Source organism: Aestuariivirga sp. (assembly GCF_046294715.1).
Classification (GTDB): Bacteria; Pseudomonadota; Alphaproteobacteria; order Rhizobiales; family Aestuariivirgaceae; genus Aestuariivirga.
The window spans coordinates 22,259-43,168 of the sequence record NZ_JBKBKI010000012.1 but is presented as its reverse complement, the minus strand read 5'-3'; the positions used below and the strand labels follow the sequence as shown (position 1 = coordinate 43,168).

Below are 20,910 nucleotides of genomic sequence, written 5' to 3'. Positions count from 1 at the left end.
AATGGCACACGCAACGACTGCTCACGACGATCACGGCCACCCGACGGGTTGGAAGCGCTACGTCTATTCGACCAACCACAAGGACATCGGGACGATGTACCTGTGGTTCGCGATCCTCTCCGGCGTGATCGGCGGCATTCTCTCCGTCATCATGCGCATGGAGCTCGCGGAGCCCGGGATCCAGTATTTCTCCGGCCTCGCCTCGATGGTCTACGGCACCCCCACCGACGCCGCACTCGACGCCGGCAAGCACATGTACAACGTGTTCGTGACGGCGCACGGCCTGCTGATGATCTTCTTCATGGTCATGCCGGCGATGATCGGCGGCTTCGGCAACTGGTTCGTGCCGCTGATGATCGGCGCGCCCGACATGGCCTTCCCGCGCATGAACAACATCTCCTTCTGGCTGCTTCCCCCCGCACTCGGCTTGCTGCTGATCTCGATGTTCGTCGAGGGTCCGGCGGGTGCCCATGGCGTGGGCGGCGGCTGGACGATCTACCCGCCGCTGTCGACGACCGGACAGCCCGGCCCGGCGATGGACTATGCGATCCTGTCGCTTCACATCGCGGGCGCGTCGTCGATCCTCGGCTCGATCAACTTCATCACCACGATCTTCAACATGCGCGCGCCGGGCATGACGCTGCACAAGATGCCGCTCTTCGTGTGGGCGGTGCTGGTCACCGTGTTCCTGCTCCTGCTGTCGCTCCCGGTTCTCGCGGGCGCCATCACCATGCTGCTGACCGACCGCAACTTCGGCACCTCCTTCTTCGTGCCCTCGGCCGGCGGTGACCCCGTCCTGTTCCAGCACCTGTTCTGGTTCTTCGGCCACCCGGAGGTCTACATCCTCATCCTGCCGGGCTTCGGCATCATCTCGCACATCGTCTCCACCTTCTCGAAGAAGCCGGTCTTCGGCTATCTCGGCATGGCCTATGCCATGGTGGCAATCGGCGTCGTCGGCTTCATCGTGTGGGCCCACCACATGTACACGGTCGGCATGGACGCGGACACGCAGGCCTATTTCGTGGCGGCGACGATGATCATCGCCGTGCCCACGGGGGTGAAGATCTTCTCGTGGATCGCCACCATGTGGGGCGGCTCGATCGAGTTCAAGGCGCCCATGGTGTGGGCGCTGGGCTTCATCTTCCTGTTCACGGTGGGCGGCGTCACCGGCGTGGTGCTGGCCAACGCGGGCGCCGACCGCGTGCTGCACGACACCTATTACGTGGTGGCGCACTTCCACTACGTGCTCTCGCTCGGCGCCGTGTTCGCGATCTTCGCCGCCTGGTACTTCTGGTTCCCGAAGATCACCGGCTACATGTATTCGGAGGCGATCGCCAAGCTTCACTTCTGGGTGACCTTCGTGGGCGTGAACCTGGTGTTCTTCCCGCAGCACTTCCTTGGCCTCGCCGGCATGCCGCGCCGCTACATCGACTATCCGGACGTCTACGCTGGCTGGAACCAGGTTTCCTCCTGGGGATCCTACATCTCGGCGGTGGGCGTGCTGATCTTCCTCTACGGCGTGTTCCAGGCCTATTCCCGCAAGGAGCAGGCGGCCGACAATCCGTGGGGTGCGGGTGCAACGACGCTGGAGTGGACGCTCTCCTCTCCGCCGCCCTTCCACCAGTTCAACACCCTTCCGGTCATCAAGTAACGCAAACAGGATGAGCGACATCGAGGCCCATATCGCCGGCACCCCGGCCGCCGCACAGGGCGGCCAGGGCAGTGTCGGCGATTACTTCGCGCTGCTGAAGCCGCGCGTGATGTCGCTCGTCATCTTCACGGCCTTCGTGGGTCTCGTCGCCGCGCCGGGCAGCGTTCACCCGTGGATCGGCTTCGTGGCGCTGCTCTCGATCGCCGTGGGCGCGGGTGCGGCGGGCGCCCTCAACATGTGGTATGACGCCGACATCGACGCGGTGATGAAGCGCACGGCGAAGCGGCCGGTGCCGGCGGGCGCCATTACGCCCGGCGAGGCGCTGGGCTTCGGCATGACGCTCGCCGTCGGTTCGGTGCTGGTGCTGGGGCTTCTCGTCAACATGCTGGCGGGAGCGCTGCTCGCCTTCACGATCTTCTTCTACATCGTCGTCTACACGATGTGGCTGAAGCGCCTCACGCCGCAGAACATCGTGATCGGCGGTGCGGCGGGCGCCTTCCCGCCCATGGTGGGCTGGGCCTCGGTCACGGGATCGGTCGATCTCGGGGCGATCGCGCTCTTCCTCATCATCTTCACGTGGACGCCGCCGCATTTCTGGGCTCTGGCGCTGTGGCGCAAGATCAATGCCGACTATGCCAAGGCCGGTGTGCCCATGCTGCCCGTGGTGGCGGGCACCGACGAGACGCGCCGGCAGATCCTGATCTACACGCTGATCCTCGTGCCGGTGACGCTGCTTCCGGCGCTGACCGGAACGGTGGGCCTGTTCTACACGCTCGCCAATCTCGGGCTCGGCGCGATGTTCGTCTGGCATGCCTGGCAGGTGTTCCGCATCCGCGAGGGCCAGGAGGCGGAAACCGCCTGCAAGAAGCTGTTCGGCTTCTCGACGCTCTGGCTGTTCATCGTCTTCGCGCTGATCCTGGCCGAGCGCGCCATCGGCCTGCCGCTCTTCCCGCCGGTCCTGGGATGAACGAAGCCATGACCAATTCCCCCTTCGGACCGGAGGACATGGCACGCCGCCGCAAGCGCGCCATCGCCCTGGCGCTCATCCTCTTCGCGCTTGTTGCGCTGTTCTTCATCACCACCATCGTCCGCCTCGGCGGCACGGTGGCCGAGAGGTCGTTCTGATGGCCGCACCCCATCCCGCGCGGAACCTCCGCGTCGCCCTCATGGCGGCGGCGACGGCTGCGGCCATGGTGGGGGCTTCCTATGCCGCCGTGCCGCTCTACCGGCTGTTCTGCCAGGTCACCGGCTTCGGCGGCACGACGCAGCGCGCGGAGGCCGCCCCCGCCGCGGCCACCGACCACAGGGTCTCGGTGCGCTTCGATGCCAATACGTCGGGCAATCTCGGCTGGTCCTTCCATGCCGTCCAGACCGCGGTGACGGTGAAGGTGGGCGAGCAGAGCATGGCCTATTACAAGGCCACCAACCTCTCGGACCAGCCGGTCACCGGGACGGCGGTGTTCAACGTGACGCCGGTGCAGGCGGGCGTCTATTTCAACAAGCTCCAGTGCTTCTGCTTCACCGAGCAGACGCTGAAGCCGGGCGAGAGCATCGAGATGCCCGTGTCCTTCTTCGTCGACCCGGACATGCTCGAGGATCCCGATGCAGCGGGCATCAAGGAAATCACCTTGTCCTATACATTCTATCCGGTGGACAAGCCCAAGGCTGTCTCGGAGGCGCAGGCAGCGGCCTCCGGCAGCGTCGCGAATTAAGGAGTAGGGGAAATGGCTGACGCGCACGCAAAGAACCACGACTATCACCTCGTCGACCCGAGCCCATGGCCCTTCGTCGGCTCGATCGCGGCCTTCGTGATGGCGGTGGGCGCCATCAGGTGGATGCACGGGGCGAACCCGGCCGTGCTGATCATCGGCCTGCTCGGCGTCGTTTACACCATGTTCATGTGGTGGCGCGACGTGATCAAGGAGGGCCAGAAGGGCGACCACACCCCGGTCGTCAGCCTGCACATGCGCTACGGCATGCTGATGTTCATCGCCTCCGAGGTGATGTTCTTCGTCGCCTGGTTCTGGGCCTTCTTCGATGCGAGCCTGTTCACGGGCGAGGCGATCCAGGCCTCGCGCGTGGCCGCCACGGGCGGCGTCTGGCCGCCCAAGGACGTCGCGGTGTTCGACCCCTGGCACCTGCCGCTCGTCAACACGCTGATCCTGCTCACCTCGGGCACGACGGTGACCTGGGCGCACCACGCGCTCCTCAACAACGACCGGCAGGGCCTGAAGATGGGCCTCCTCGCGACGGTGCTGCTCGGCCTGCTGTTCACCGCCGTACAGGCCTATGAATATGCCCATGCGGCCTTCGCCTTCAGCCGCGACAACGGCGGAAACATCTACGGCTCCACCTTCTTCATGGCCACGGGCTTCCACGGCTTCCACGTCATCATCGGCACGATCTTCCTGATCGTGTGCCTGGTCCGGGCCTATCGCGGGCACTTCACGCCGAAGGCGCATTTCGGCTTCGAGGCGGCGGCCTGGTACTGGCACTTCGTGGACGTGGTGTGGCTCTTCCTGTTTGCCGCCGTCTATATCTGGGGCTCGGCGGGGGCCGTCATTCCGGGACACTGATCCGGAAAGTTCTGCTAGAACAGGGGCCGCAGCGGCACGCCGCTGCGGCCTCTTCGCTTTTCAAGAGGATTACCATGAGCGACACCTATTACCCCGACCTCTCGCCCGTGAAGACCGGGCTTGCCGGGACCTGCCCGCGCTGCGGCCGCGGCAAGCTGTTCTCCGGCTATCTCACGGTGGCGGAGGGCTGTTCCAGCTGTGGCCTCTCCTATGAATTCGCCGACGGGGGCGACGGCGCGGCCTGGTTCGTGATGCTGTTCGTGTGCGTGGTCGGGGTGGGCTCGATCCTCGGCGTCGAGGTGGCCTATGCGCCGCCCTTCTGGGTCCATGCGCTGATCGCCATTCCGGTGCTGGTCATCCTGCCGCTCGTGCTGGTCAGGCCGGTGAAGGGCGTGCTCATCAACCAGCAATGGAAGGCGGACGCCCGCGAGGGGCGGCGCCACTCATGAGGCCGCACGAGCGCCCGCCGCGGCTCTGGCCCTTCCTGCTGGCGTCCCTGATCGGGATCGCAATCCTGGTGGGGCTGGGCTTCTGGCAGGTGCAGCGGCTGCAATGGAAGGAAGGCCTGCTGGCCCAGCTCGCCGCCAATGCGGCGGCACCGCCCGTCGATCTCGCCACGGCGGAAGGGCTCGCCGCGCAGGGCCGCGACCCCGAGTTCGTGCGGGTGAAGTTCCGGGGCAGCTACCGGCACGATGCCTGGAAGAAGATGATCGCCACCTATGAGGGCGGGCAAGGCTGGACCATCATCACCCCCGCCGTTTCGGAGGACGGACACGCCGTGATCGTCGACCGCGGCCGCCTTCCCGGCCAGCGCCTGGAGAATTTCGAACGGCCCGAAGGGGAGGTGGAGATCGAGGGCGTGATCCGGACCTACAGGGGCGGGCAGGGCTATTTCGACCCGGCGAACGATGCCGCCGCCAATCTCTGGTACTGGTGGGACGTGCCCGCCATGCTGGCGGCAAGCCAGCTGCCCCCCGGGCTCACGCCTTTTCCCTTCGTGGTGCAGCTCCTCCCCGCCAGCACGGCGGCCGAATTCCCGCGCCCGCAGGAGCCGCAGGCCAATCTCGCCAACAATCATCTGGGCTATGCCATCACCTGGTTCGGACTGGCGGCGACGCTCGCCGCGGTCGCCGGGTTCTACGTCTACGAGCTGAAGCGGCGGCGCATGCCCTGACGGGGAACCCGGCGGCCACAGCCGGATTGACCCCCCATGGCCGGGCCCGAAACTGCACATTTCCCGTTGGCGGGGAGCCTGATGATGGGGCTGGGCCTCGGCGGCTTCGTCGACGGCATCCTGTTCCACCAGATCCTGCAGTGGCACCACATGGCGACGAGCGCCGGGTTCCCGCCGACCTCGCTCGCCAACCTTGCGTTCAACACGCTGCTCGACGGGCTCTTCCATGCCGGAACCTGGGTGCTGACCTTCGCCGGGCTCCTCCTCGTCTGGCAAGGCGCCCAGCGCGGCAGCTGGAGCCTTGCACCCTTCCTGGGCGCGCTGCTCATGGGCTTCGGCATCTTCAACCTTGTCGAGGGGGTGGTGGACCATTTCCTGCTGGGCCTCCATCACGTGAACGAGACGGTGCCTCCCGCGCAGTGGATCTACTGGGATGTCGGCTTCCTGGCGTGGGGCGCGGCAATGCTGGCGGCGGGCTATCCCCTCTACCGGCGGCGGTGAGGGAATCCATCGCTTGATGAGGTGAGGCCCCGCCGCTAAAGGTGCCCCAGCGACTTGAGAGGGCACGGCCTTGCGCTATGTTTCGACCCGGGGCGAGGCCCCGGAACTGGGCTTCGAAGACGTTCTGCTGACGGGGCTCGCCCGCGACGGCGGCCTCTATGTTCCCGCCTCCTGGCCCGAGCTCCCGGCGCGCGGGATCATCGAGCTCCAGGGCAAGCCCTACGAGGATGTCGCCCATGCCGTGATCCGTCCCTTCATCGGCGGCGCCATTCCCGAGGCGGACCTTCGCAAGATGATCGCCGCTGCCTATGCAAGCTTCGGCCATCCCGCCGTGGCGCCGCTCAAACAGCTCGACGACAACCAGTGGCTGCTCGAGCTCTTCCACGGCCCCACCCTGGCCTTCAAGGACGTGGCGATGCAGCTGCTCGCCCGCCTCATGGACTGGGCGCTGGCAAGGCGCCGGACCTCGGCCACCATCGTCGGCGCCACCAGCGGCGACACCGGGGGAGCGGCGATCGAAGCCTTCCGGTCCTCCTCGCATGCAACCGTCTTCATGATGCATCCGCATGGCCGGGTGAGCGAGGTGCAGCGCCGCCAGATGACGACGGTGGACAGCCCCTCCATCCACAACATCGCCATCGAGGGCAATTTCGACGATTGCCAGGCGATCGTGAAGGCGCTGTTCAACGATCTTGCCTTCCGCGACCGCGTGGGGCTCGCCGGCGTCAATTCCATCAACTGGGCCCGCATCATGGCGCAGACGGTCTATTACGTGACCGCGGCGCTGTCGCTGGGCGCGCCGGGCCGCGCCGTCAGCTTTTCGGTGCCGACCGGCAATTTCGGCGACGTCTTCGCCGGACTCGTCGCCAAGCGCATGGGAATTCCGGTCGAGCGGCTGGTGATCGCCACCAATGTGAACGACATCCTCGACCGCACGCTGAAGACGGGGCGCTACGAGACGCGCGGCGTCACGCCCTCGAGCAGCCCGTCGATGGACATCCAGGTGTCGAGCAATTTCGAGCGCCTGCTGTTCGAGGTGCATGGGCGCGACCCCTATGCGGTGCGCCGCATGATGGCGAGCCTCGCCCAGTCCGGCGCCTTCGAGATCGGCAGCCGCGAGCTCGACCAGATCCGCCACGAATTCGGCTCCGGCGCCGCGGACGAGGCGGAAACGGCCAGCACCATCCGCGAAACGCTCGCCGCCACGGGGGAACTCCTCGACCCGCACACGGCGGTGGGCCATGCCGTGGCGTGCAAGGCGGAGGCCTCGGCAGCGCCGATGATCACGCTCGCCACCGCGCATCCCGCCAAGTTCCCGGACGCGGTGGAGAAGGCCTGCGGTATCCGCCCTGCACTGCCCAAGCGCCTCTCCCACTTGATGGAGGCAAAGGAACGCTTCACAGTGCTTCCCAACGATGCCGGCAAGGTGCGCGACTTCATCCTGTCGCAGCAGAAGGCCTGAGGCCCGAGAGAGTTCTTCATGACTGTCGAGATCACCCGTCTCCCCAATGGCATCCACGTCATCACCCATCACATGCCGCATCTGGAAACGGCAGCCCTCGGCATCTGGGTGAAGGCAGGGGCGCGCGACGAGCGGCCGGAGGAGAACGGCATCGCGCATTTCCTCGAGCACATGGCCTTCAAGGGTACGCCCACGCGTTCGGCGCGCGCCATCGCGGAGGAGATCGAGTCGGCCGGCGGCGAGATCAATGCCGCCACGGGCATGGAAACGACCACCTATTACGCCCGCGTTCTCAAGGACGACTGGCGGCTGGCGCTGGACATCCTCGCCGACATCTTCACCTCGCCCGAGCTCGACGAGGAAGAGCTCGAGCGCGAGCGCGACGTGATCCTGCAGGAGATCGCCGCCGCCCACGACCAGCCGGACGACCTCGTCTTCGACCTCGCCCAGGCGGCGAGCTTCGGCGAGCACGCGCTGGGCCGCTCCATCCTCGGCACGCATGAGCTGATCGGCGGCGTCACCCGCCAGCAGATCCTCGACTGGCGCAACCGCAACTACTGGGGCACCCGCATCGTGGTGGCGGCGGCGGGACACGTCGACCACGGGGAGTTCGCGGCGGAGGCCGAACGCCTGCTGGGCGGCATCGAGCAGGGCCATGAGCCCCAGCGCGATCTCCCTTCCTTCCAGCCCACCGCCTGCACGGCGGAAAAGCCCCTGGACCAGGCGCATCTGGTGCTCACCTTCGAAGCGCCGAGCTACCGCGACCCCGAGATCTACGTGCTGCAGGTGCTCTCCAGCATCCTGGGCGGCGGCATGTCCTCGCGCCTGTTCCAGGAGGTGCGCGAGAAGCGTGGCCTCTGCTACAGCGTGTTCTCCTTCGGCTCGGCCTATGAGGACGCAGGCCAGGTCGGCGTCTATGCCGCCACATCGCCCGAGCATTCGAACGAGCTCCTGGGCCTGACGGGCGACATCATGATGTCGGTGGCCCGCGAGGTGACGGAGGCCGAGGTGGCCCGCGCAAAGGCGCAGCTCAAGGCCAGCCTCGTCATGAATCTCGAAAGTGCCTCGGCGCGCGCCGACCAGATCGCCCGCCAGTTCCTCGCCTTCGGCCATGTGCCCTCCATCGCCTCGCTGGTCGAGAAGATCGATGCCGTGACCCCTGCCCAGGTGCGGGACCTCGCCACGCGCCTGTTCCGCAACCGCCGCCCCGCCTTCAGCGCGGTCGGGCACATCGGCCAGCTCGACGGCTACGACGCCCTGAGCCGCCATTTCGCGTGACAGCCATGGCCTTCCTGCGCTCGCCCTTCGCCGCCGACCCGCCACCTTCGCTGAGGGACGGGCACGCCATGATCCGCGTGCCGGACATGGTCGACTACGAGCAATGGTCGGAGCTGCGGCGGATCAGCCGGGACTTCCTCACCCCCTGGGAGCCGGTCTGGCCCGCCAACGACCTGACCCGCACCGCCTATCGCAGCCGCATCCGCCAGTACTGGCGCGACATCGAGGAGGACCTCGCCTATCCCTATTTCATCTTCGACAGCGAGGGCGAGGTGCTGGTGGGGGCGCTCACACTCTCCAACGTGCGCCGCGGCGTGGCGCAGACGGCAACACTCGGCTACTGGATCGGGGCGCCCTTCGCGCGCCGGGGATACATGACCTCGGCCGTGCGGCTGATCCTCGAACTCGCCTTCCACCACCTGTCGCTCCACCGGGTGGAAGCGGCCTGCCTGCCGCACAACAAGGCTTCCGTGGGCCTTCTCACGAAGTGCGGCTTCAGCCACGAAGGGCTGGCGCGGGGCTATCTCAAGATCGCCGGTGAATGGCGCGATCACCTTCTTTTCGCGAGGCTTTCGGACTGACGCCCGCGGATGGCTCGTGTATCGTTCTTGCCATGAGCACCCGAGGCAGATTAGCTGGGCGGATGAGTTTGCTTCGAGACAGGTCAGGGGCATGCGGCCTGACGCGTGGCCTGATGGTTCTGGTGCTGCTGGCCGCGGCAGGGCTGATGCTGGCGCGCGGCAGCTTCGCCATCGACTCCGTCGACATCGCCAATCCGGCCGCGCAGCGCAGCCTCGACCCCTATCTCGCCGGGCTGCAGACCGAACTGCGCGGCGTGCAGATCGAGCGGCCGGATTCGCACACCTCGGTGCGCACCTACATGAACCTCGAGGCGCGGGGCCCCGGGCCCCGCTTCACCTGGCTGGCGGCGGGCTTCACCAACAGCGCCAAGGACCAGCATGAGGCGGTGATCTCGGTTCCCCAGCAAGGGCTGGCCGGCTCCGGGCTCTTCCCGCTGCGGCCTTCCGGCCCGCGGGTGACCAGCGTGACGGTTGCGGGTGCGGGTCAGGTGGCACCCCTCGAGGTGCCGGGCGAGAATGCCTATGGCCTGATCCTGCCGGCGGGCGGCACGGCGGCGGTGGCCTTCGAGGTCACGGGCGGGGTTCCGCCCGTCACTCTCTGGCAGCGCGAAGCCTATGAGGGCCGCAAGGATTATCTCTCGTTCTTCCGCGGGGCGCTGCTCGGCGTCTCCATCCTGCTGGTGGCAGCCCTGTTCGCGCTTTATGGCTTCCGGGCGCGCACCGTGTTTCCCGTGGCCGGCGGCTTCGGGCTGGCAAGCACCGCCTTCATGATGCTCGAGGCCGGGCACCTGCCGGTCCTCGCCGCCGCCGTCGGCGTTCCCGACATCGACCTGCAGACGGTGCGCGCGGTGGTCGAGGGCGCCATGGCCGCCTTCCTGCTTCTTCTCCTCGCGGCCCTTTCCGAACTTCACCGCGTGGCCCGGCTCGCCGGGCACCTGCTCGTGGTGGCGGGGGGCCTGGCGTTCGCCATCCCGATCTACGGCTTCGCGGAGCCCTTCGTGGCGAGCGGCCTGGCGCGCGCACTGTTCGCCGCCACCGCCGTCATCGGCTTCATCCTCATCATGGTGCTGTGGCGCCGCGAGGAAGTGAAGGCGGAGACGGCGCTGCTCAGCTGGGGCGCCATCCTGCTCTGGACCTTCCTCGCCGCCGGGGCCGCGCTCGCGAAGGAGCCGGGTCCTGCCATGACGGGCTTCATGCTCGTGGGTCTCGCCGGCGTGCTGGTGGTGCTGTGCTTCGCGCTGGCGCACCACGCCTTCAGCCAGGGCTTCCTCTCGCGCCACTTCTTCCGCGAGGCAGGCCGCCATGCGCTCGCCCTTGCGGGGGCGCGCGCCTATGTGTGGGACTGGCAGCCGGAGGAGGGCGAGCTCTACATCAGCCCGGAGATCGGCCGGGCGCTGGCGCAGCCCGCCGATATCTTCGAGGGCGCAGCGGGCGAGGCCTTCCTCGAAGTCATGCACCCGTCCGACCGCTCGGCCTATCTCGCGGCGGTGGAGGATTCGGCCGAAGACGGCCGCACCCCCATCGAGCGGCAGTTCCGACTCCGCCACGGCGATGGCAGCTACCGCTGGTTCGAGCTGCGCGCCCGCGCCATCACCGGCCACGGCCTGCGCGCGGCGCGCTGCATCGGCACGCTGATCGACGTGACCAATGCCAAGATCGCCGAGGAGCGCCTCCTCCAGGACGCCGTCTACGACGTGGTGACCGGGCTTCCCAACCGGGCGCTGTTCATCGACCGCCTCGAGCGCGCGCTGGAAGCGGCGGCGGCGGGAGGGGGCGGCAGCCTGTTCGTGCTGCTCGTCGACCTCGACCGCTTCAAGATGGTGAACGAGGCCATGGGCCACGAGGCCGGCGATGCCCTGCTCTCGATCGTCGGACGCAGGCTCAAGGCCGAGACGGGGCTCACGGATTCGCTGGCGCGGCTGCCCGGCGACAAGTTCGCCGTGCTCTTCCACGAGGTGCCGGGCGGGCGGGACGTCGAAGCCTTCGCGCAGTCGCTGGTGAAGGCGGTGGCGCGGCCCATCAAGCTCGACGACCAGGAATTCTTCCTCACGGCCTCCGCCGGCATCGCGCAGTACCGCGAGGAGCAGGCTACGGCCGAGAAGCTGATGAAGAACGCGGCGATCGCCCTCTACGAGGCCAAGCGCCAGGGCAGCCAGACGGTGGAGCTGTTCAATCCCTCGATGGTCGATGCGCGGGCCGAGCTGGTGATCCTCGAATCGGAGCTGCGCCGGGCGATCGAGCGCAACGAGATCGAGGTGCATTACCAGCCGATCGCCAGGCTCGCCGACATGCATCTCGCGGGTTTCGAGGCGCTGGTGCGCTGGCGGCACCCGGCGCTGGGCCTGCTCTCGCCCGAAAGCTTCATCGGGCTTGCCGAGGAAACCGGCATGATCCGCGACATTGGCCGCGTGGTGCTGAACGAGGCGGGCCGCCAGCTCGGCATCTGGCAGCGCGCCTACCGGCCGGCTGAGCCCGCCTTCGTGGCCGTCAACATCTCCTCCTCCCAGCTCATCGAGCCGAGCCTGGTCGACGACGTGAAGCAGATCATCAACCGCGAGGGGCTGCTGCGCGGCAGCTTCAAGATCGAGGTGACCGAGTCGCTCGTCATGCAGTATCCCGAGCGCGCGGTGCAGATCCTCGAGCGCTTCCGCGAGCTTGGCGTCGGCCTCTCGTGCGACGATTTCGGCACCGGCTATTCCTCGCTGTCGAGCCTCAGGAAACTGCCTTTCGACACGCTCAAGGTGGACCGCAGCTTCATCGCGCCGGAAGCGCAGGACCAGCGCGCCGTGATCATCCTCAACGCGATCATCGCGATGGGCCATTCGCTGGGCCTCGCCATCGTGGCCGAGGGCATCGAGAACCAGGCGCAGGTGGACCGGCTCGGCGAACTCGATTGCGATTACGGACAGGGCTATTTCATCGGCAAGCCCCTCACCGCCAAGCAGGTGAGCGACGCGCTGGCCGGGCTGCCCTATGCCCATTCCTCCGGCCGAACCGCGATCACATGGCTGTGGGAGCGCGGCCTCAAGGACCCGCCGCCGTCGCCCAAGGTACAGAAGGTGACGGCGCGCGAGATCGCCGAGTCTCAGGCCCAGCAGCGGCCCGCTCCGAAACCCTTCGTGCCGCCCAGGCCGAGGCCGCCCGTGCGCGGCACCGCGCCCGCTGCCGAGCCGCCAGCCGAAGCGGCCGTGCCGGAACTGGAGGAGACGCCGCCGCCCGAAGCTTCACCGGAGCTTCCTCCGGAGACGGAGCCCTACGTCGAGGCTCAGGAGAACGCTCCGGACGAGGCCGAAGCCGGGGAGGAAGCGGAAGGCAATGCCGGGCTGCCGCACCCCGATGAACCGCCGCTGCCCAGCCCGCGCCGGCGCAGGCGGCCCCGCCGGATACCCCTGCTGGGCGATCCCGAAGCGTGAGGCGTCAGGCGTGGCCGGCATCGCTCGAGAGCATGGCGGGGTCGATCTTGAGCTTTCTCAGGGCCGCGCCATAGCGCTCGTCGAAATCGAGGCCGAAGACCAGCTCCTCGTCTGCCTGGCAGGTGAGCCAGCCATTGAGCTGGATCTCGTTCTCGAGCTGGCCCGGGGCCCAGCCGGCATAGCCGAGCGCCAGCACGGCGCGCTGCGGGCCCTCGCCCTTGGCCATGGCGCGCAGGATGTCCACCGTGGCGGTGAGCGCGATGTTCTCGGCCACCGGCAGGCTCGAGTCCGCGGTGAAATAGTCGCTCGTGTGCAGCACGAAGCCGCGGCCCTGCTCGACGGGGCCCCCGAACAGCACCGGCATCTCGAGAAGCTCCTGCGGCGGCTCGATCGCGCCTTCATCGCCCGTGATGTCGATCTGCGACAGCAGGTCGCCGAAGCGCATCATCGGGGCCGTCTTGTTGATGATGATGCCCATGGCGCCCTGTTCGGAATGGGCGCACACATAGATGACGCTCCGGTCGAAGCGCGGATCGCTCATGCCGGGCATGGCAATCAGCAGCTGTCCATCGAGATAGGGGCTCTTGGTCATGCCATTTCCCTTCGATACAGCGCGAAACTAGCGCCCTTCGCCCGCCCGTCCAACCCCGCCGCAGGTGACAGGAAGGTGATTGGCGTCGGGCCCCGTTTCTTCCATATAGGGGCCATGTGGTTCCGATCAATCATCGCGGGGCTGGCTTGTTCCCTCGCCGCTTTCCCGGCCCATGCCGAGGTGAAGCCCTATCGCGTGTCGCTGGTGGGCGACAGCTTCGACGGGCAGGCCTGGCGAACCGGCGTGCTGATCGAGCTCGATCCCGGCTGGAAGACCTACTGGCGCATGCCGGGAGAGGCCGGCATCCCGCCCGAATTCACCTGGAAGACCTCCGTGCCCGCCAGGATCGAGGTCAAGCTGCCGGCACCGGCCCGCTATGCCGACCAGAGCGGCGAGACGGTGGGATATGAACGGGAGGTGCTGTTCCCCGTGACGGTCGAGGCGGGTGCGGCGGCGGAGGTCGATCTCGGGCTGGAGCTATTCTTCGCGGTTTGCAAGGACATCTGCATTCCGGCCCGGGCGGAGGCCTCGATCGCGCTCGGTTCCCTCGCGCGTGATCCGCAGGGTGCCCAGCGCGTAAGTGAGGCGATGAAGGCCGTTCCGGAGGCTGGCACCGCCGTGACGGCCGGCAGAATCGACATGGAAGGCGGAAAGCCGGTGCTGAAGCTGTCGCTGAAGGAGAAGCTGGAGGACATCTTCGTCGAAACGACGGGCACGGCCTATTTCCGCCGCCCCGCATTCAGCGGCACCGGAACCGAGGCGGCGCTTCCGATCGACAATCTCGCCGATCCGGCGAAGCTCTCCGGCACCGCGCTCAAGCTCACCTACCGGCTGGGCGGCAGGGGCTTCGAACAGACCATCACGCTTCCCTGAACCATCATCCAAACGAAGGACTGACCAGATGACGATCAAGCCCGGCGACAGGCTGCCCGACGTTGACTTCACCGTGAGCACGGCCGAGGGCCCGCAGAAGATTCCGGGCGAGACCATCTTCGCCGGCCGCACCGTGGTGCTGTTCGGCCTTCCCGGCGCCTTCACGCCGACCTGCAACATGAACCACCTGCCCGGCTTCCTGCTCGCTCATGACGACATCAAGGCCGAGGGCGTGCACACCATCGCCTGCACCGCGGTGAACGACATCCACGTCATGAAGGCTTGGGCGAAGGCGACCGAGGCCGAGGGCCGGATCATGATGCTGGCGGACGGCAACGGCGAGTTCGCCCGGGCCGCCGGCCTGGAACTCGACCTCACCGCGGCCGGCATGGGACACCGCTCCAAGCGCTATTCCATGATCGTCGAAGACGGCATCGTGAAGACGATCAACGTCGAGACCGAGCGCGGCGTCAACGTCTCGGGCGCGGAGACCATCATGCGGCAGCTGAAGGAGCGGGTGGAGGCGTAGGCCGGCTAGCGCGCCTTGTACGGGGCCATGCCCCGGCGGGCGAGCTCGTCGGCGCGCTCGTTGTCGTCATGGCCGGCATGGCCCCTCACCCAGTGCCAGGACACCTTGTGGAGCTTCAAGGCCTCATCGAGCCTCTGCCACAGCTCGGCGTTCTTCACCGGCTTCCTGTCGGCCGTCTTCCAGCCGTTCTTCTTCCAGCCGTGAATCCACTTGGTGATGCCGTCCTTCACATAGTTCGAATCGACGTGCATCTCCACCTCGCAGGGGCGCTTCAGCGCCTCGAGCGCGGTGATGGCGGCCATCAGCTCCATGCGGTTGTTGGTGGTCGCGGCCTCGCCGCCCGAGAGCTCCCGGCGCGTGCCGTTGTATTCCAGGATCACGCCCCAGCCGCCCGGCCCCGGATTGCCGGAACATGCCCCGTCCGTGTGGACGATCACCTTGCCAGCGCTCATGAAGGGGATTGCGCCTCGCGCAGTTCCCGCGGCAGATTGAAGGAGACGTTCTCCTCGCGCAGCGTCACGGTCTCGACCCTCACGTCGTAATGGTTACGGAAGGCGTCGATGATCTCGTTGACCAGAAGCTCGGGGGCGGAAGCTCCCGCGGTGATCCCTATGGTGGAAAGGCCCTGCAGCGAGGACCAGTCGAGATCTGCGGCGCGCTGCACCAGCAGGCTTCGCGGCGTGCCGTTCTTCTCGCCCACCTCGACGAGCCGGCGCGAATTGGATGAGTTCGGTGCTCCGACCACGAGCAGCAGCTCGATCCGCGGCGCAATCGCCTTCACCGCTTCCTGGCGGTTGGTGGTGGCATAGCAGATGTCTTCCTTGTAGGGGCCCCGGATCGCCGGGAAGCGGCGCTGGAGTGCGGCGATCACGTCCTTCGTGTCGTCGACGGAGAGGGTCGTCTGGGTGACATAGGCGAGCTTCTCGGGATCGCGAACCTCGAGGGCTTCGGCTTCCTCCACCGATTCGATCAGCCGCACCGCGCCGTCTGGCAGCTGGCCCATGGTGCCGATCACCTCGGGGTGGCCCTTGTGGCCGATGAGGATGATCTCCAGCCCTTCGGCATGATGGCGCTGGGCCTCCATGTGCACCTTGGTGACGAGCGGGCAGGTGGCATCGAGCTGGAACAGGTGCCGGGCGGAGGCGGCGGCCGGAACCGATTTTGGAACGCCGTGCGCGGAGAACACCACCGGTCTGTCGCCATCGGGGATCTCGTCGAGCTCGTCGACGAAGATGGCGCCCTTGGCCCGCAGGTCGTCCACGACGAAGCGGTTGTGGACGATTTCGTGGCGCACGTAGACAGGTGCTCCGTAGAGGGCGAGCGCCCGCTCCACGATGTCGATCGCCCGCACCACCCCGGCACAGAAGCCGCGCGGGGCCGCGAGCAATATGGTGAGCGGGGGCCTGGTCATGGCGCAACAGATGCGGGGGCGACCCCGCGATGTCAACAGGAGGCCGCCTCCTGCCCCTGGCGGATGGCAGCCCTGTTCATGGACACGCTTGACTTGCAAGGGGATCAGTTTAGTGTCCCTTCCGTTCAGCACAGCGCCTTGTGCGGAAGAGACCGGTTCGATCCGGCGCCGAAGGAGCAACCGCCCCGGAAACTCTCAGGCAAAAGGACCGCGAGGCGCGAGGAACTCTGGAGAGCAGCGGGTTTCGATGCGGAGCCCGCTCACCGAAGGAGCCAAGCGTCCGGTGTCGGAGTGACCGGGCGTGAAATCTCTCAGGTCTCGTACAGAGGGGGCAGATTCGGCCGATGCCGGGTCTGGCTCAACCTTGTCCGGAGACCTTGAGATGAGCGACGACGCTCCCAAACGAACATCCCTTTACGATGACCATGTGAAGCTTGGCGCCCGCATGGTGCCCTTCGCGGGCTATGACATGCCCGTTCAGTACCCCACCGGCATCATCGCCGAGCACAACTGGACCCGCGAAAATGCCGGCCTCTTCGACGTTTCGCACATGGGCCAGTGCGTGATCCAGGGAGCGGATTTCGAGTCCGTGGCCCGCGCCATGGAGACGCTGGTTCCCGCCGACATCCTTGGCCTGGCCCCCCGCCAGCAGCGCTACTCGCAGCTGCTTTCGGAAGAGGGCGGCACGCTCGACGACCTGATGATCACCCGGCACGAGCAGGACGGCGTGCTCTATGTCGTGGTCAATGCCGGGCGGAAGGACCACGACTATGAGTGGATCGAAGCCCGCCTGCCGCGCGGCGCGAGCCTCAGTCGGCTCGACGGGCTGTCGCTCGTCGCCCTGCAGGGGCCAAAGGCGGAAGAGGTGCTGGCGAAGCTCGCGCCGCATCTGAAGTCGCTGAACTTCATGCATTACGCCGATGCGGAGATCTCCGGGATGAGGGCGCAGGTGTCACGCTCGGGCTACACGGGCGAGGACGGATTCGAGCTCTCGGTGTCGAACGCCGATGCGCCGAAGCTGTGGAACCTTCTCCTCGCCGACCCGCTGGTGAAGCCGGTGGGGCTCGGCGCGCGCGACTCGCTGCGGCTCGAGGCGGGACTGTGCCTCTACGGACATGAGCTGGACGAGACCATCTCGCCGGTCGAGGCGGACCTCGTCTGGTCGATCGGCAAGCGCCGGAGAGCCGAAGGCGGCTTCATCGGGGCTGACCGCGTCCGCAAGGACCTCGCCCAAGGCGTTGCACGAAAGCGCGTGGGGCTGAAGCCCGAAGGCCGCGCCCCGGCCCGCGAAGGCACGCCCATCACCGACGAATCCGGCCGCGAGATCGGCAAGGTCACCTCGGGCGGCTTCGGGCCCTCCGTCGGCGGACCCATCGCCATGGGGTATGTGGAAACTCAATCCTCCGCAGCCGGAACGGCCGTCAATCTCATCGTGCGGGGCACGCCCATGGCCGCCCGGATCGTCAAGCTTCCCTTCATTCCCAATCGCTTCAAACGCTAGGAGTTTCCCATGACCGTCAAGTACAGCAAGGATCACGAGTGGGTGAAAGTCGAGAACGGCGTCGCCACCATCGGCATCACCAACCATGCGCAGGAACAGCTGGGCGACGTCGTTTTCGTCGAGTTGCCCGCCATCGGCAAGACGGTTGCCGCGCATGAGCAGGCTGCCGTGGTCGAGAGTGTGAAGGCCGCGAGCGAGGTCTATGTGCCGGTGTCCGGCGAGGTGGTCGAGGTGAACAGGGAACTGGAGGGAGACCCCGCCCTCGTCAACCGCGAGGCCGAGAGCAGTGCCTGGTTCATGAAGGTGAAGCTCTCCAACCCCTCCGAGCTCGACGAGCTGATGGACAAGGCCGCCTATGACAGCTTCGTGAATGGTTGAGAACAGAACATGACAAGCCGACCCACTTTCGCCGAGCTCGAACCCGGCGCCAATTTCATTGCCCGCCACATCGGGCCCGATGCCGCCGACACGGCCGAGATGCTGCGGAGCCTCGGCGCGAAATCGCTCGAGGACTTCATCTCCCAGGTGGTGCCCGAGACGATCCGCACCAAGCGGCCCCTCGAGCTCAAGAAGGCGATGCCGGAGCGGACGGCACTCTCCTATCTCCGCAAGATGGCGGAGCGGAACGACGTGTTCGTCTCGATGATCGGCATGGGCTATTACGGCACCGTCACGCCCAAGGTGATCCTCCGCAACATCCTGGAGAATCCCGGCTGGTACACGGCCTACACGCCTTACCAGGCGGAGGTGAGCCAGGGCAGGCTCGAGGCGCTGCTGAACTTCCAGCAGATGGTCATCGACATGACGGGCCTCGAGATCGCCAACGCCTCGCTGCTGGATGAAGCCACCGCCGCGGCGGAGGCCATGGCCATGGCCAGGCGCGTGGTGAAGACCAGCGCCAACACCTTCTTCGTCGACCGCGACACGCATCCGCAGACGATCGGCGTCATCGAGACGCGGGCGCGGGCCTTCGGCTACGATGTGGTGATCGGCGATCCGGCGAAAGACCTGAAGCCCGAGAGCGTCTTCGCCGCACTTCTCTCCTATCCCAGCTCTTCGGGCGAGGTGCGCGACTGGCGCTCCATCATCGCCAGGCTGCATGGCGCAGGCGCGCTCGCCATCATGGCGACAGACCTTCTGGCGCTGGCGCTGCTGACGCCTCCAGGCGAACTCGGCGCCGACATCGCCATCGGCTCGGCCCAGCGCTTCGGCGTTCCGATGGGCTATGGCGGGCCGCACGCCGCCTTCTTCGCGACGAAGGACGAGTACAAGCGCGCCATGCCCGGCCGCGTCATCGGCGTCTCGGTCGACTCGGAGGGCCACAGGGCGCTGCGCATGGCGCTGCAGACGCGCGAGCAGCACATCCGCCGCGAGAAGGCGACGAGCAACATCTGCACCGCACAGGTGCTCCTCGCCGTCATCGCCTCGATGTTCGCGGTGTATAACGGCCCCAAGGGCATCCGCAAGATGGCCGAGCGCACCCATCGCATGGCGGAGATCTTCGCGGCGGCGGTGAAGGACTTCGGCTACGAGGTTGTGACGAAGTCCTTCTTCGACACCGTCACGATCCAGGTGCCCGGACGGGCGCACGCGCTCTGGGCGCGGGCCAAGGAAAAGCGCATCAACCTGCGCTTCGTCGACGCCGATCACCTCGGCATCTCCTTCGACCAGTCGGTGCGACGGCAGGAGCTGGAAAGGCTGCTCACCGTGTTCCGCACCGATGCGCTGGAGCGCGTCACGATCGATGGCATCGACAAGGGGCTGACGGAGACCATCCCGGACGCGCTGCGCCGCACCTCGAGCTATCTCACGCATCCGGTGTTCTCGATGTACCACTCGGAGACCGAGATGCTGCGCTACCTGCGGCATCTGCAGGTCAAGGACGTGGCGCTGGACCAGTCGATGATCCCGCTCGGTTCCTGCACCATGAAGCTCAATGCCACAACGGAGATGATCCCCGTCACCTGGCGGAGCTTCTCGATGCTCCATCCCTTCGCGCCCCTCGAGCAGGCGCAGGGCTACATGCAGCTCTTCGAGGAACTGGAGGAGATGCTGGCCGAGATCACCGGCTTCGATGCCGTGTCGCTGCAGCCCAATGCCGGAAGCCAGGGCGAATACGCAGGCCTCCTCGCCATCCGCGGCTATCACGAGTCGCGCGGCGAGGCGCACCGGAACGTTTGCCTCATCCCGGTCTCGGCGCATGGCACCAACCCGGCCTCCGCCGTGATGGCGGGGATGAAGGTGGTGGCGGTGGCCTGCGACGAGCAGGGCAACGTGGACGTGCCGGACCTGAAGCGGAAGGCGGGGGAGCACTCCGCCAATCTCGCCGCACTGATGATCACCTATCCCTCGACTCATGGCGTGTTCGAGGTGGCGGTGAAGGAGATCTGCGCCATCGTCCATGCCAACGGCGGGCAGGTCTATCTCGACGGCGCCAATCTCAACGCGCAGGTGGGGCTCGTCCGCCCGGCGGAACTGGGCGCCGATGTCTGCCACATGAACCTGCACAAGACCTTCTGCATCCCGCATGGCGGCGGCGGCCCCGGCATGGGGCCGATCGGGGTCAAGGCGCATCTCGCACCCTTCCTTCCAGGCCACAATGTTGTGACGGGTGTGAACCCCGCGGCGGGGCGGGAGCAGTCCCACGGCGCGGTTTCAGCGGCACCCTGGGGCTCGGCCTCGATCCTTCCGATTTCCTGGACCTACATCGCCATGATGGGTGGCGAGGGGCTGAGGAAGGCGACGATCATGGCGATCCTCAACGCCAACTACATCGCGCGGCGCCTCGATCCGCATTTCCCCGTGCTCTACCGGGGCCCCGGCGGCTTCGTGGCGCATGAGTGCATCATCGATCTCCGCTGGCTGAAGGAGCGCACGGGCCTGACCGTGGAAGACGTGGCCAAGCGCCTCGTCGACTATGGCTTCCACGCGCCGACCATGTCCTTCCCGGTGCCGGACACGCTGATGATCGAGCCCACCGAATCGGAAGCGAAGCGCGAGCTCGACAGGTTCTGCGACGCGATGATCGAGATCCGCCGCGAGATCGCCGAGGTGGAGGAGGGCAAGGCGGACAGGCTCGACAACGTGCTGAAGAACGCGCCTCACACCCACCGCCTGCTGCTCGGCGAATGGAAGCACCCCTATTCCAAGGAGAAGGCGTTCTTCCCGCTGAAGGGCTATCCGAACGACAAGTACTGGCCGCCGGTCGCGCGCGTCGACAATGTCTATGGCGACCGCCACCTCGTCTGCACCTGCCCGCCGATGGCGAATTACATGGAGGCGGCGGAGTAGGCGAAGGGGCCCTCATCCGCCCTGCCGTTCGCGAACGGGAGAAGGGGGAAGCGAACAGAACAAGAAGCCCGGCCGAA

At 66.9% G+C, this 20,910-nt stretch carries 20 protein-coding genes and 1 riboswitch; of the genes, 17 read left to right on the top strand and 3 right to left on the bottom strand.

Annotation, left to right across the window (positions count from 1 at the left end; all coding sequences use genetic code 11):
• Window position 1: 1 nt before the first annotated feature.
• The 12 genes from ctaD (at window position 2) to ACK4HL_RS10175 (ending at window position 12,636) form a co-directional block, all read left to right on the top strand.
• Window positions 2–1,651, top strand: a complete 1,650-nt coding sequence (ctaD, locus tag ACK4HL_RS10230; RefSeq protein WP_409759628.1) for a cytochrome c oxidase subunit I — start codon at window positions 2–4, stop codon at window positions 1,649–1,651.
• Window positions 1,652–1,661: 10 nt separating this feature from the next.
• Window positions 1,662–2,618, top strand: coding sequence for a heme o synthase (locus ACK4HL_RS10225; protein WP_409759625.1), 957 nt, complete (start codon window positions 1,662–1,664; stop codon window positions 2,616–2,618).
• 8 nt (window positions 2,619–2,626) lie between these two features.
• On the top strand, window positions 2,627–2,776 hold the full coding sequence (locus ACK4HL_RS10220; RefSeq protein ID WP_409759622.1) for a hypothetical protein: 150 nt from the start codon (window positions 2,627–2,629) through the stop codon (window positions 2,774–2,776).
• On the top strand, window positions 2,776–3,363 hold the full coding sequence (locus ACK4HL_RS10215) for a cytochrome c oxidase assembly protein (protein ID WP_409759619.1): 588 nt from the start codon (window positions 2,776–2,778) through the stop codon (window positions 3,361–3,363). The genes ACK4HL_RS10220 and ACK4HL_RS10215 overlap by 1 nt, the downstream gene beginning before the upstream one ends.
• A gap of 12 nt (window positions 3,364–3,375) precedes the next feature.
• Entirely contained in the window at window positions 3,376–4,227 is an 852-nt protein-coding gene (locus ACK4HL_RS10210) for a cytochrome c oxidase subunit 3 (protein ID WP_409759616.1), read from the top strand.
• A gap of 74 nt (window positions 4,228–4,301) precedes the next feature.
• Entirely contained in the window at window positions 4,302–4,676 is a 375-nt protein-coding gene (locus tag ACK4HL_RS10205; RefSeq protein ID WP_409759613.1) for a DUF983 domain-containing protein, read from the top strand.
• Entirely contained in the window at window positions 4,673–5,401 is a 729-nt protein-coding gene (locus ACK4HL_RS10200; RefSeq protein WP_409759610.1) for an SURF1 family protein, read from the top strand. Before ACK4HL_RS10205 ends, ACK4HL_RS10200 begins: the two co-directional genes overlap by 4 nt.
• Before the next feature lie 36 nt (window positions 5,402–5,437).
• A complete protein-coding gene (locus ACK4HL_RS10195) occupies window positions 5,438–5,902 on the top strand; it encodes a DUF2243 domain-containing protein (protein WP_409759607.1) in 465 nt (154 codons plus the stop codon).
• A 70-nt stretch (window positions 5,903–5,972) separates the two neighbouring features.
• Window positions 5,973–7,364 (top strand): threonine synthase, encoded by a 1,392-nt coding sequence (gene thrC, locus ACK4HL_RS10190; RefSeq protein WP_409759605.1) that lies wholly within the window; start codon window positions 5,973–5,975, stop codon window positions 7,362–7,364.
• A gap of 18 nt (window positions 7,365–7,382) precedes the next feature.
• Window positions 7,383–8,642: a M16 family metallopeptidase gene (locus tag ACK4HL_RS10185; protein ID WP_409759602.1), complete on the top strand. Its 1,260-nt coding sequence runs from the start codon at window positions 7,383–7,385 to the stop codon at window positions 8,640–8,642.
• A 5-nt stretch (window positions 8,643–8,647) separates the two neighbouring features.
• Window positions 8,648–9,223 carry a GNAT family N-acetyltransferase gene (locus ACK4HL_RS10180; protein WP_409759828.1) on the top strand — a complete coding sequence of 192 codons (576 nt, stop codon included), beginning with the start codon at window positions 8,648–8,650 and terminating at the stop codon, window positions 9,221–9,223.
• Window positions 9,224–9,285: 62 nt separating this feature from the next.
• Window positions 9,286–12,636, top strand: coding sequence for a putative bifunctional diguanylate cyclase/phosphodiesterase (locus ACK4HL_RS10175; protein WP_409759599.1), 3,351 nt, complete (start codon window positions 9,286–9,288; stop codon window positions 12,634–12,636).
• A 4-nt stretch (window positions 12,637–12,640) separates the two neighbouring features.
• On the opposite strand, the gene ACK4HL_RS10170 is transcribed toward ACK4HL_RS10175, so the two are convergent.
• A complete protein-coding gene (locus ACK4HL_RS10170) occupies window positions 12,641–13,228 on the bottom strand; it encodes a YqgE/AlgH family protein (RefSeq protein WP_409759596.1) in 588 nt (195 codons plus the stop codon).
• A gap of 114 nt (window positions 13,229–13,342) precedes the next feature.
• On the opposite strand from ACK4HL_RS10170, the gene ACK4HL_RS10165 reads away from it, so the two are divergent.
• Both ACK4HL_RS10165 and ACK4HL_RS10160 read left to right on the top strand, forming a co-directional pair.
• Complete coding sequence (locus ACK4HL_RS10165; protein WP_409759593.1) at window positions 13,343–14,101, top strand: protein-disulfide reductase DsbD domain-containing protein; 759 nt, start codon at window positions 13,343–13,345, stop codon at window positions 14,099–14,101.
• Between the two features lie 28 nt (window positions 14,102–14,129).
• Window positions 14,130–14,630 (top strand): peroxiredoxin, encoded by a 501-nt coding sequence (locus tag ACK4HL_RS10160; RefSeq protein WP_409759590.1) that lies wholly within the window; start codon window positions 14,130–14,132, stop codon window positions 14,628–14,630.
• A gap of 5 nt (window positions 14,631–14,635) precedes the next feature.
• Here the strand turns inward: ACK4HL_RS10160 and rnhA are convergent, their stop codons facing one another.
• Both rnhA and ispH read right to left on the bottom strand, forming a co-directional pair.
• Window positions 14,636–15,082: a ribonuclease HI gene (gene rnhA, locus ACK4HL_RS10155; RefSeq protein WP_409759587.1), complete on the bottom strand. Its 447-nt coding sequence runs from the start codon at window positions 15,080–15,082 to the stop codon at window positions 14,636–14,638.
• A complete protein-coding gene (gene ispH / locus ACK4HL_RS10150) occupies window positions 15,079–16,041 on the bottom strand; it encodes a 4-hydroxy-3-methylbut-2-enyl diphosphate reductase (protein ID WP_409759584.1) in 963 nt (320 codons plus the stop codon). Before ispH ends, rnhA begins: the two co-directional genes overlap by 4 nt.
• 133 nt (window positions 16,042–16,174) lie before the next feature.
• Window positions 16,175–16,262: riboswitch (glycine riboswitch) on the top strand.
• Window positions 16,263–16,423: 161 nt separating this feature from the next.
• Here ispH and gcvT point away from each other — a divergent pair.
• Genes gcvT through gcvP form a run of 3 tightly spaced genes read left to right on the top strand, consistent with a single transcriptional unit; the run spans window position 16,424 to window position 20,833 of the window.
• Window positions 16,424–17,542, top strand: a complete 1,119-nt coding sequence (gene gcvT, locus ACK4HL_RS10145; protein WP_409759580.1) for a glycine cleavage system aminomethyltransferase GcvT — start codon at window positions 16,424–16,426, stop codon at window positions 17,540–17,542.
• Window positions 17,543–17,551: 9 nt separating this feature from the next.
• Complete coding sequence (gene gcvH / locus ACK4HL_RS10140) at window positions 17,552–17,920, top strand: glycine cleavage system protein GcvH (protein ID WP_409759577.1); 369 nt, start codon at window positions 17,552–17,554, stop codon at window positions 17,918–17,920.
• A gap of 9 nt (window positions 17,921–17,929) precedes the next feature.
• On the top strand, window positions 17,930–20,833 hold the full coding sequence (gcvP, locus tag ACK4HL_RS10135) for an aminomethyl-transferring glycine dehydrogenase (RefSeq protein WP_409759574.1): 2,904 nt from the start codon (window positions 17,930–17,932) through the stop codon (window positions 20,831–20,833).
• The last annotated feature ends 77 nt before the right edge of the window (window positions 20,834–20,910 follow it).

Bases quoted from the DNA above. Each gene is read 5' to 3' on its own strand.
- ACK4HL_RS10205 (WP_409759613.1), top strand. From the start codon at position 4,302: ATGAGCGACACCTATTACCCCGACCTCTCGCCCGTGAAGACCGGGCTT.
- ACK4HL_RS10165 (WP_409759593.1), top strand. From the start codon at position 13,343: ATGTGGTTCCGATCAATCATCGCGGGGCTGGCTTGTTCCCTCGCCGCT.
- ACK4HL_RS10215 (WP_409759619.1), top strand. From the start codon at position 2,776: ATGGCCGCACCCCATCCCGCGCGGAACCTCCGCGTCGCCCTCATGGCG.
- ACK4HL_RS10175 (WP_409759599.1), top strand. From the start codon at position 9,286: ATGAGTTTGCTTCGAGACAGGTCAGGGGCATGCGGCCTGACGCGTGGC.
- ispH (WP_409759584.1), bottom strand. From the start codon at position 16,041: ATGACCAGGCCCCCGCTCACCATATTGCTCGCGGCCCCGCGCGGCTTC.
- ctaD (WP_409759628.1), top strand. From the start codon at position 2: ATGGCACACGCAACGACTGCTCACGACGATCACGGCCACCCGACGGGT.
- rnhA (WP_409759587.1), bottom strand. From the start codon at position 15,082: ATGAGCGCTGGCAAGGTGATCGTCCACACGGACGGGGCATGTTCCGGC.
- ACK4HL_RS10160 (WP_409759590.1), top strand. From the start codon at position 14,130: ATGACGATCAAGCCCGGCGACAGGCTGCCCGACGTTGACTTCACCGTG.
- ACK4HL_RS10220 (WP_409759622.1), top strand. From the start codon at position 2,627: ATGACCAATTCCCCCTTCGGACCGGAGGACATGGCACGCCGCCGCAAG.
- gcvT (WP_409759580.1), top strand. From the start codon at position 16,424: ATGAGCGACGACGCTCCCAAACGAACATCCCTTTACGATGACCATGTG.
- ACK4HL_RS10185 (WP_409759602.1), top strand. From the start codon at position 7,383: ATGACTGTCGAGATCACCCGTCTCCCCAATGGCATCCACGTCATCACC.
- ACK4HL_RS10210 (WP_409759616.1), top strand. From the start codon at position 3,376: ATGGCTGACGCGCACGCAAAGAACCACGACTATCACCTCGTCGACCCG.
- gcvH (WP_409759577.1), top strand. From the start codon at position 17,552: ATGACCGTCAAGTACAGCAAGGATCACGAGTGGGTGAAAGTCGAGAAC.
- ACK4HL_RS10170 (WP_409759596.1), bottom strand. From the start codon at position 13,228: ATGACCAAGAGCCCCTATCTCGATGGACAGCTGCTGATTGCCATGCCC.
- gcvP (WP_409759574.1), top strand. From the start codon at position 17,930: ATGACAAGCCGACCCACTTTCGCCGAGCTCGAACCCGGCGCCAATTTC.
- ACK4HL_RS10225 (WP_409759625.1), top strand. From the start codon at position 1,662: ATGAGCGACATCGAGGCCCATATCGCCGGCACCCCGGCCGCCGCACAG.
- ACK4HL_RS10200 (WP_409759610.1), top strand. From the start codon at position 4,673: ATGAGGCCGCACGAGCGCCCGCCGCGGCTCTGGCCCTTCCTGCTGGCG.
- ACK4HL_RS10180 (WP_409759828.1), top strand. From the start codon at position 8,648: ATGGCCTTCCTGCGCTCGCCCTTCGCCGCCGACCCGCCACCTTCGCTG.
- ACK4HL_RS10195 (WP_409759607.1), top strand. From the start codon at position 5,438: ATGGCCGGGCCCGAAACTGCACATTTCCCGTTGGCGGGGAGCCTGATG.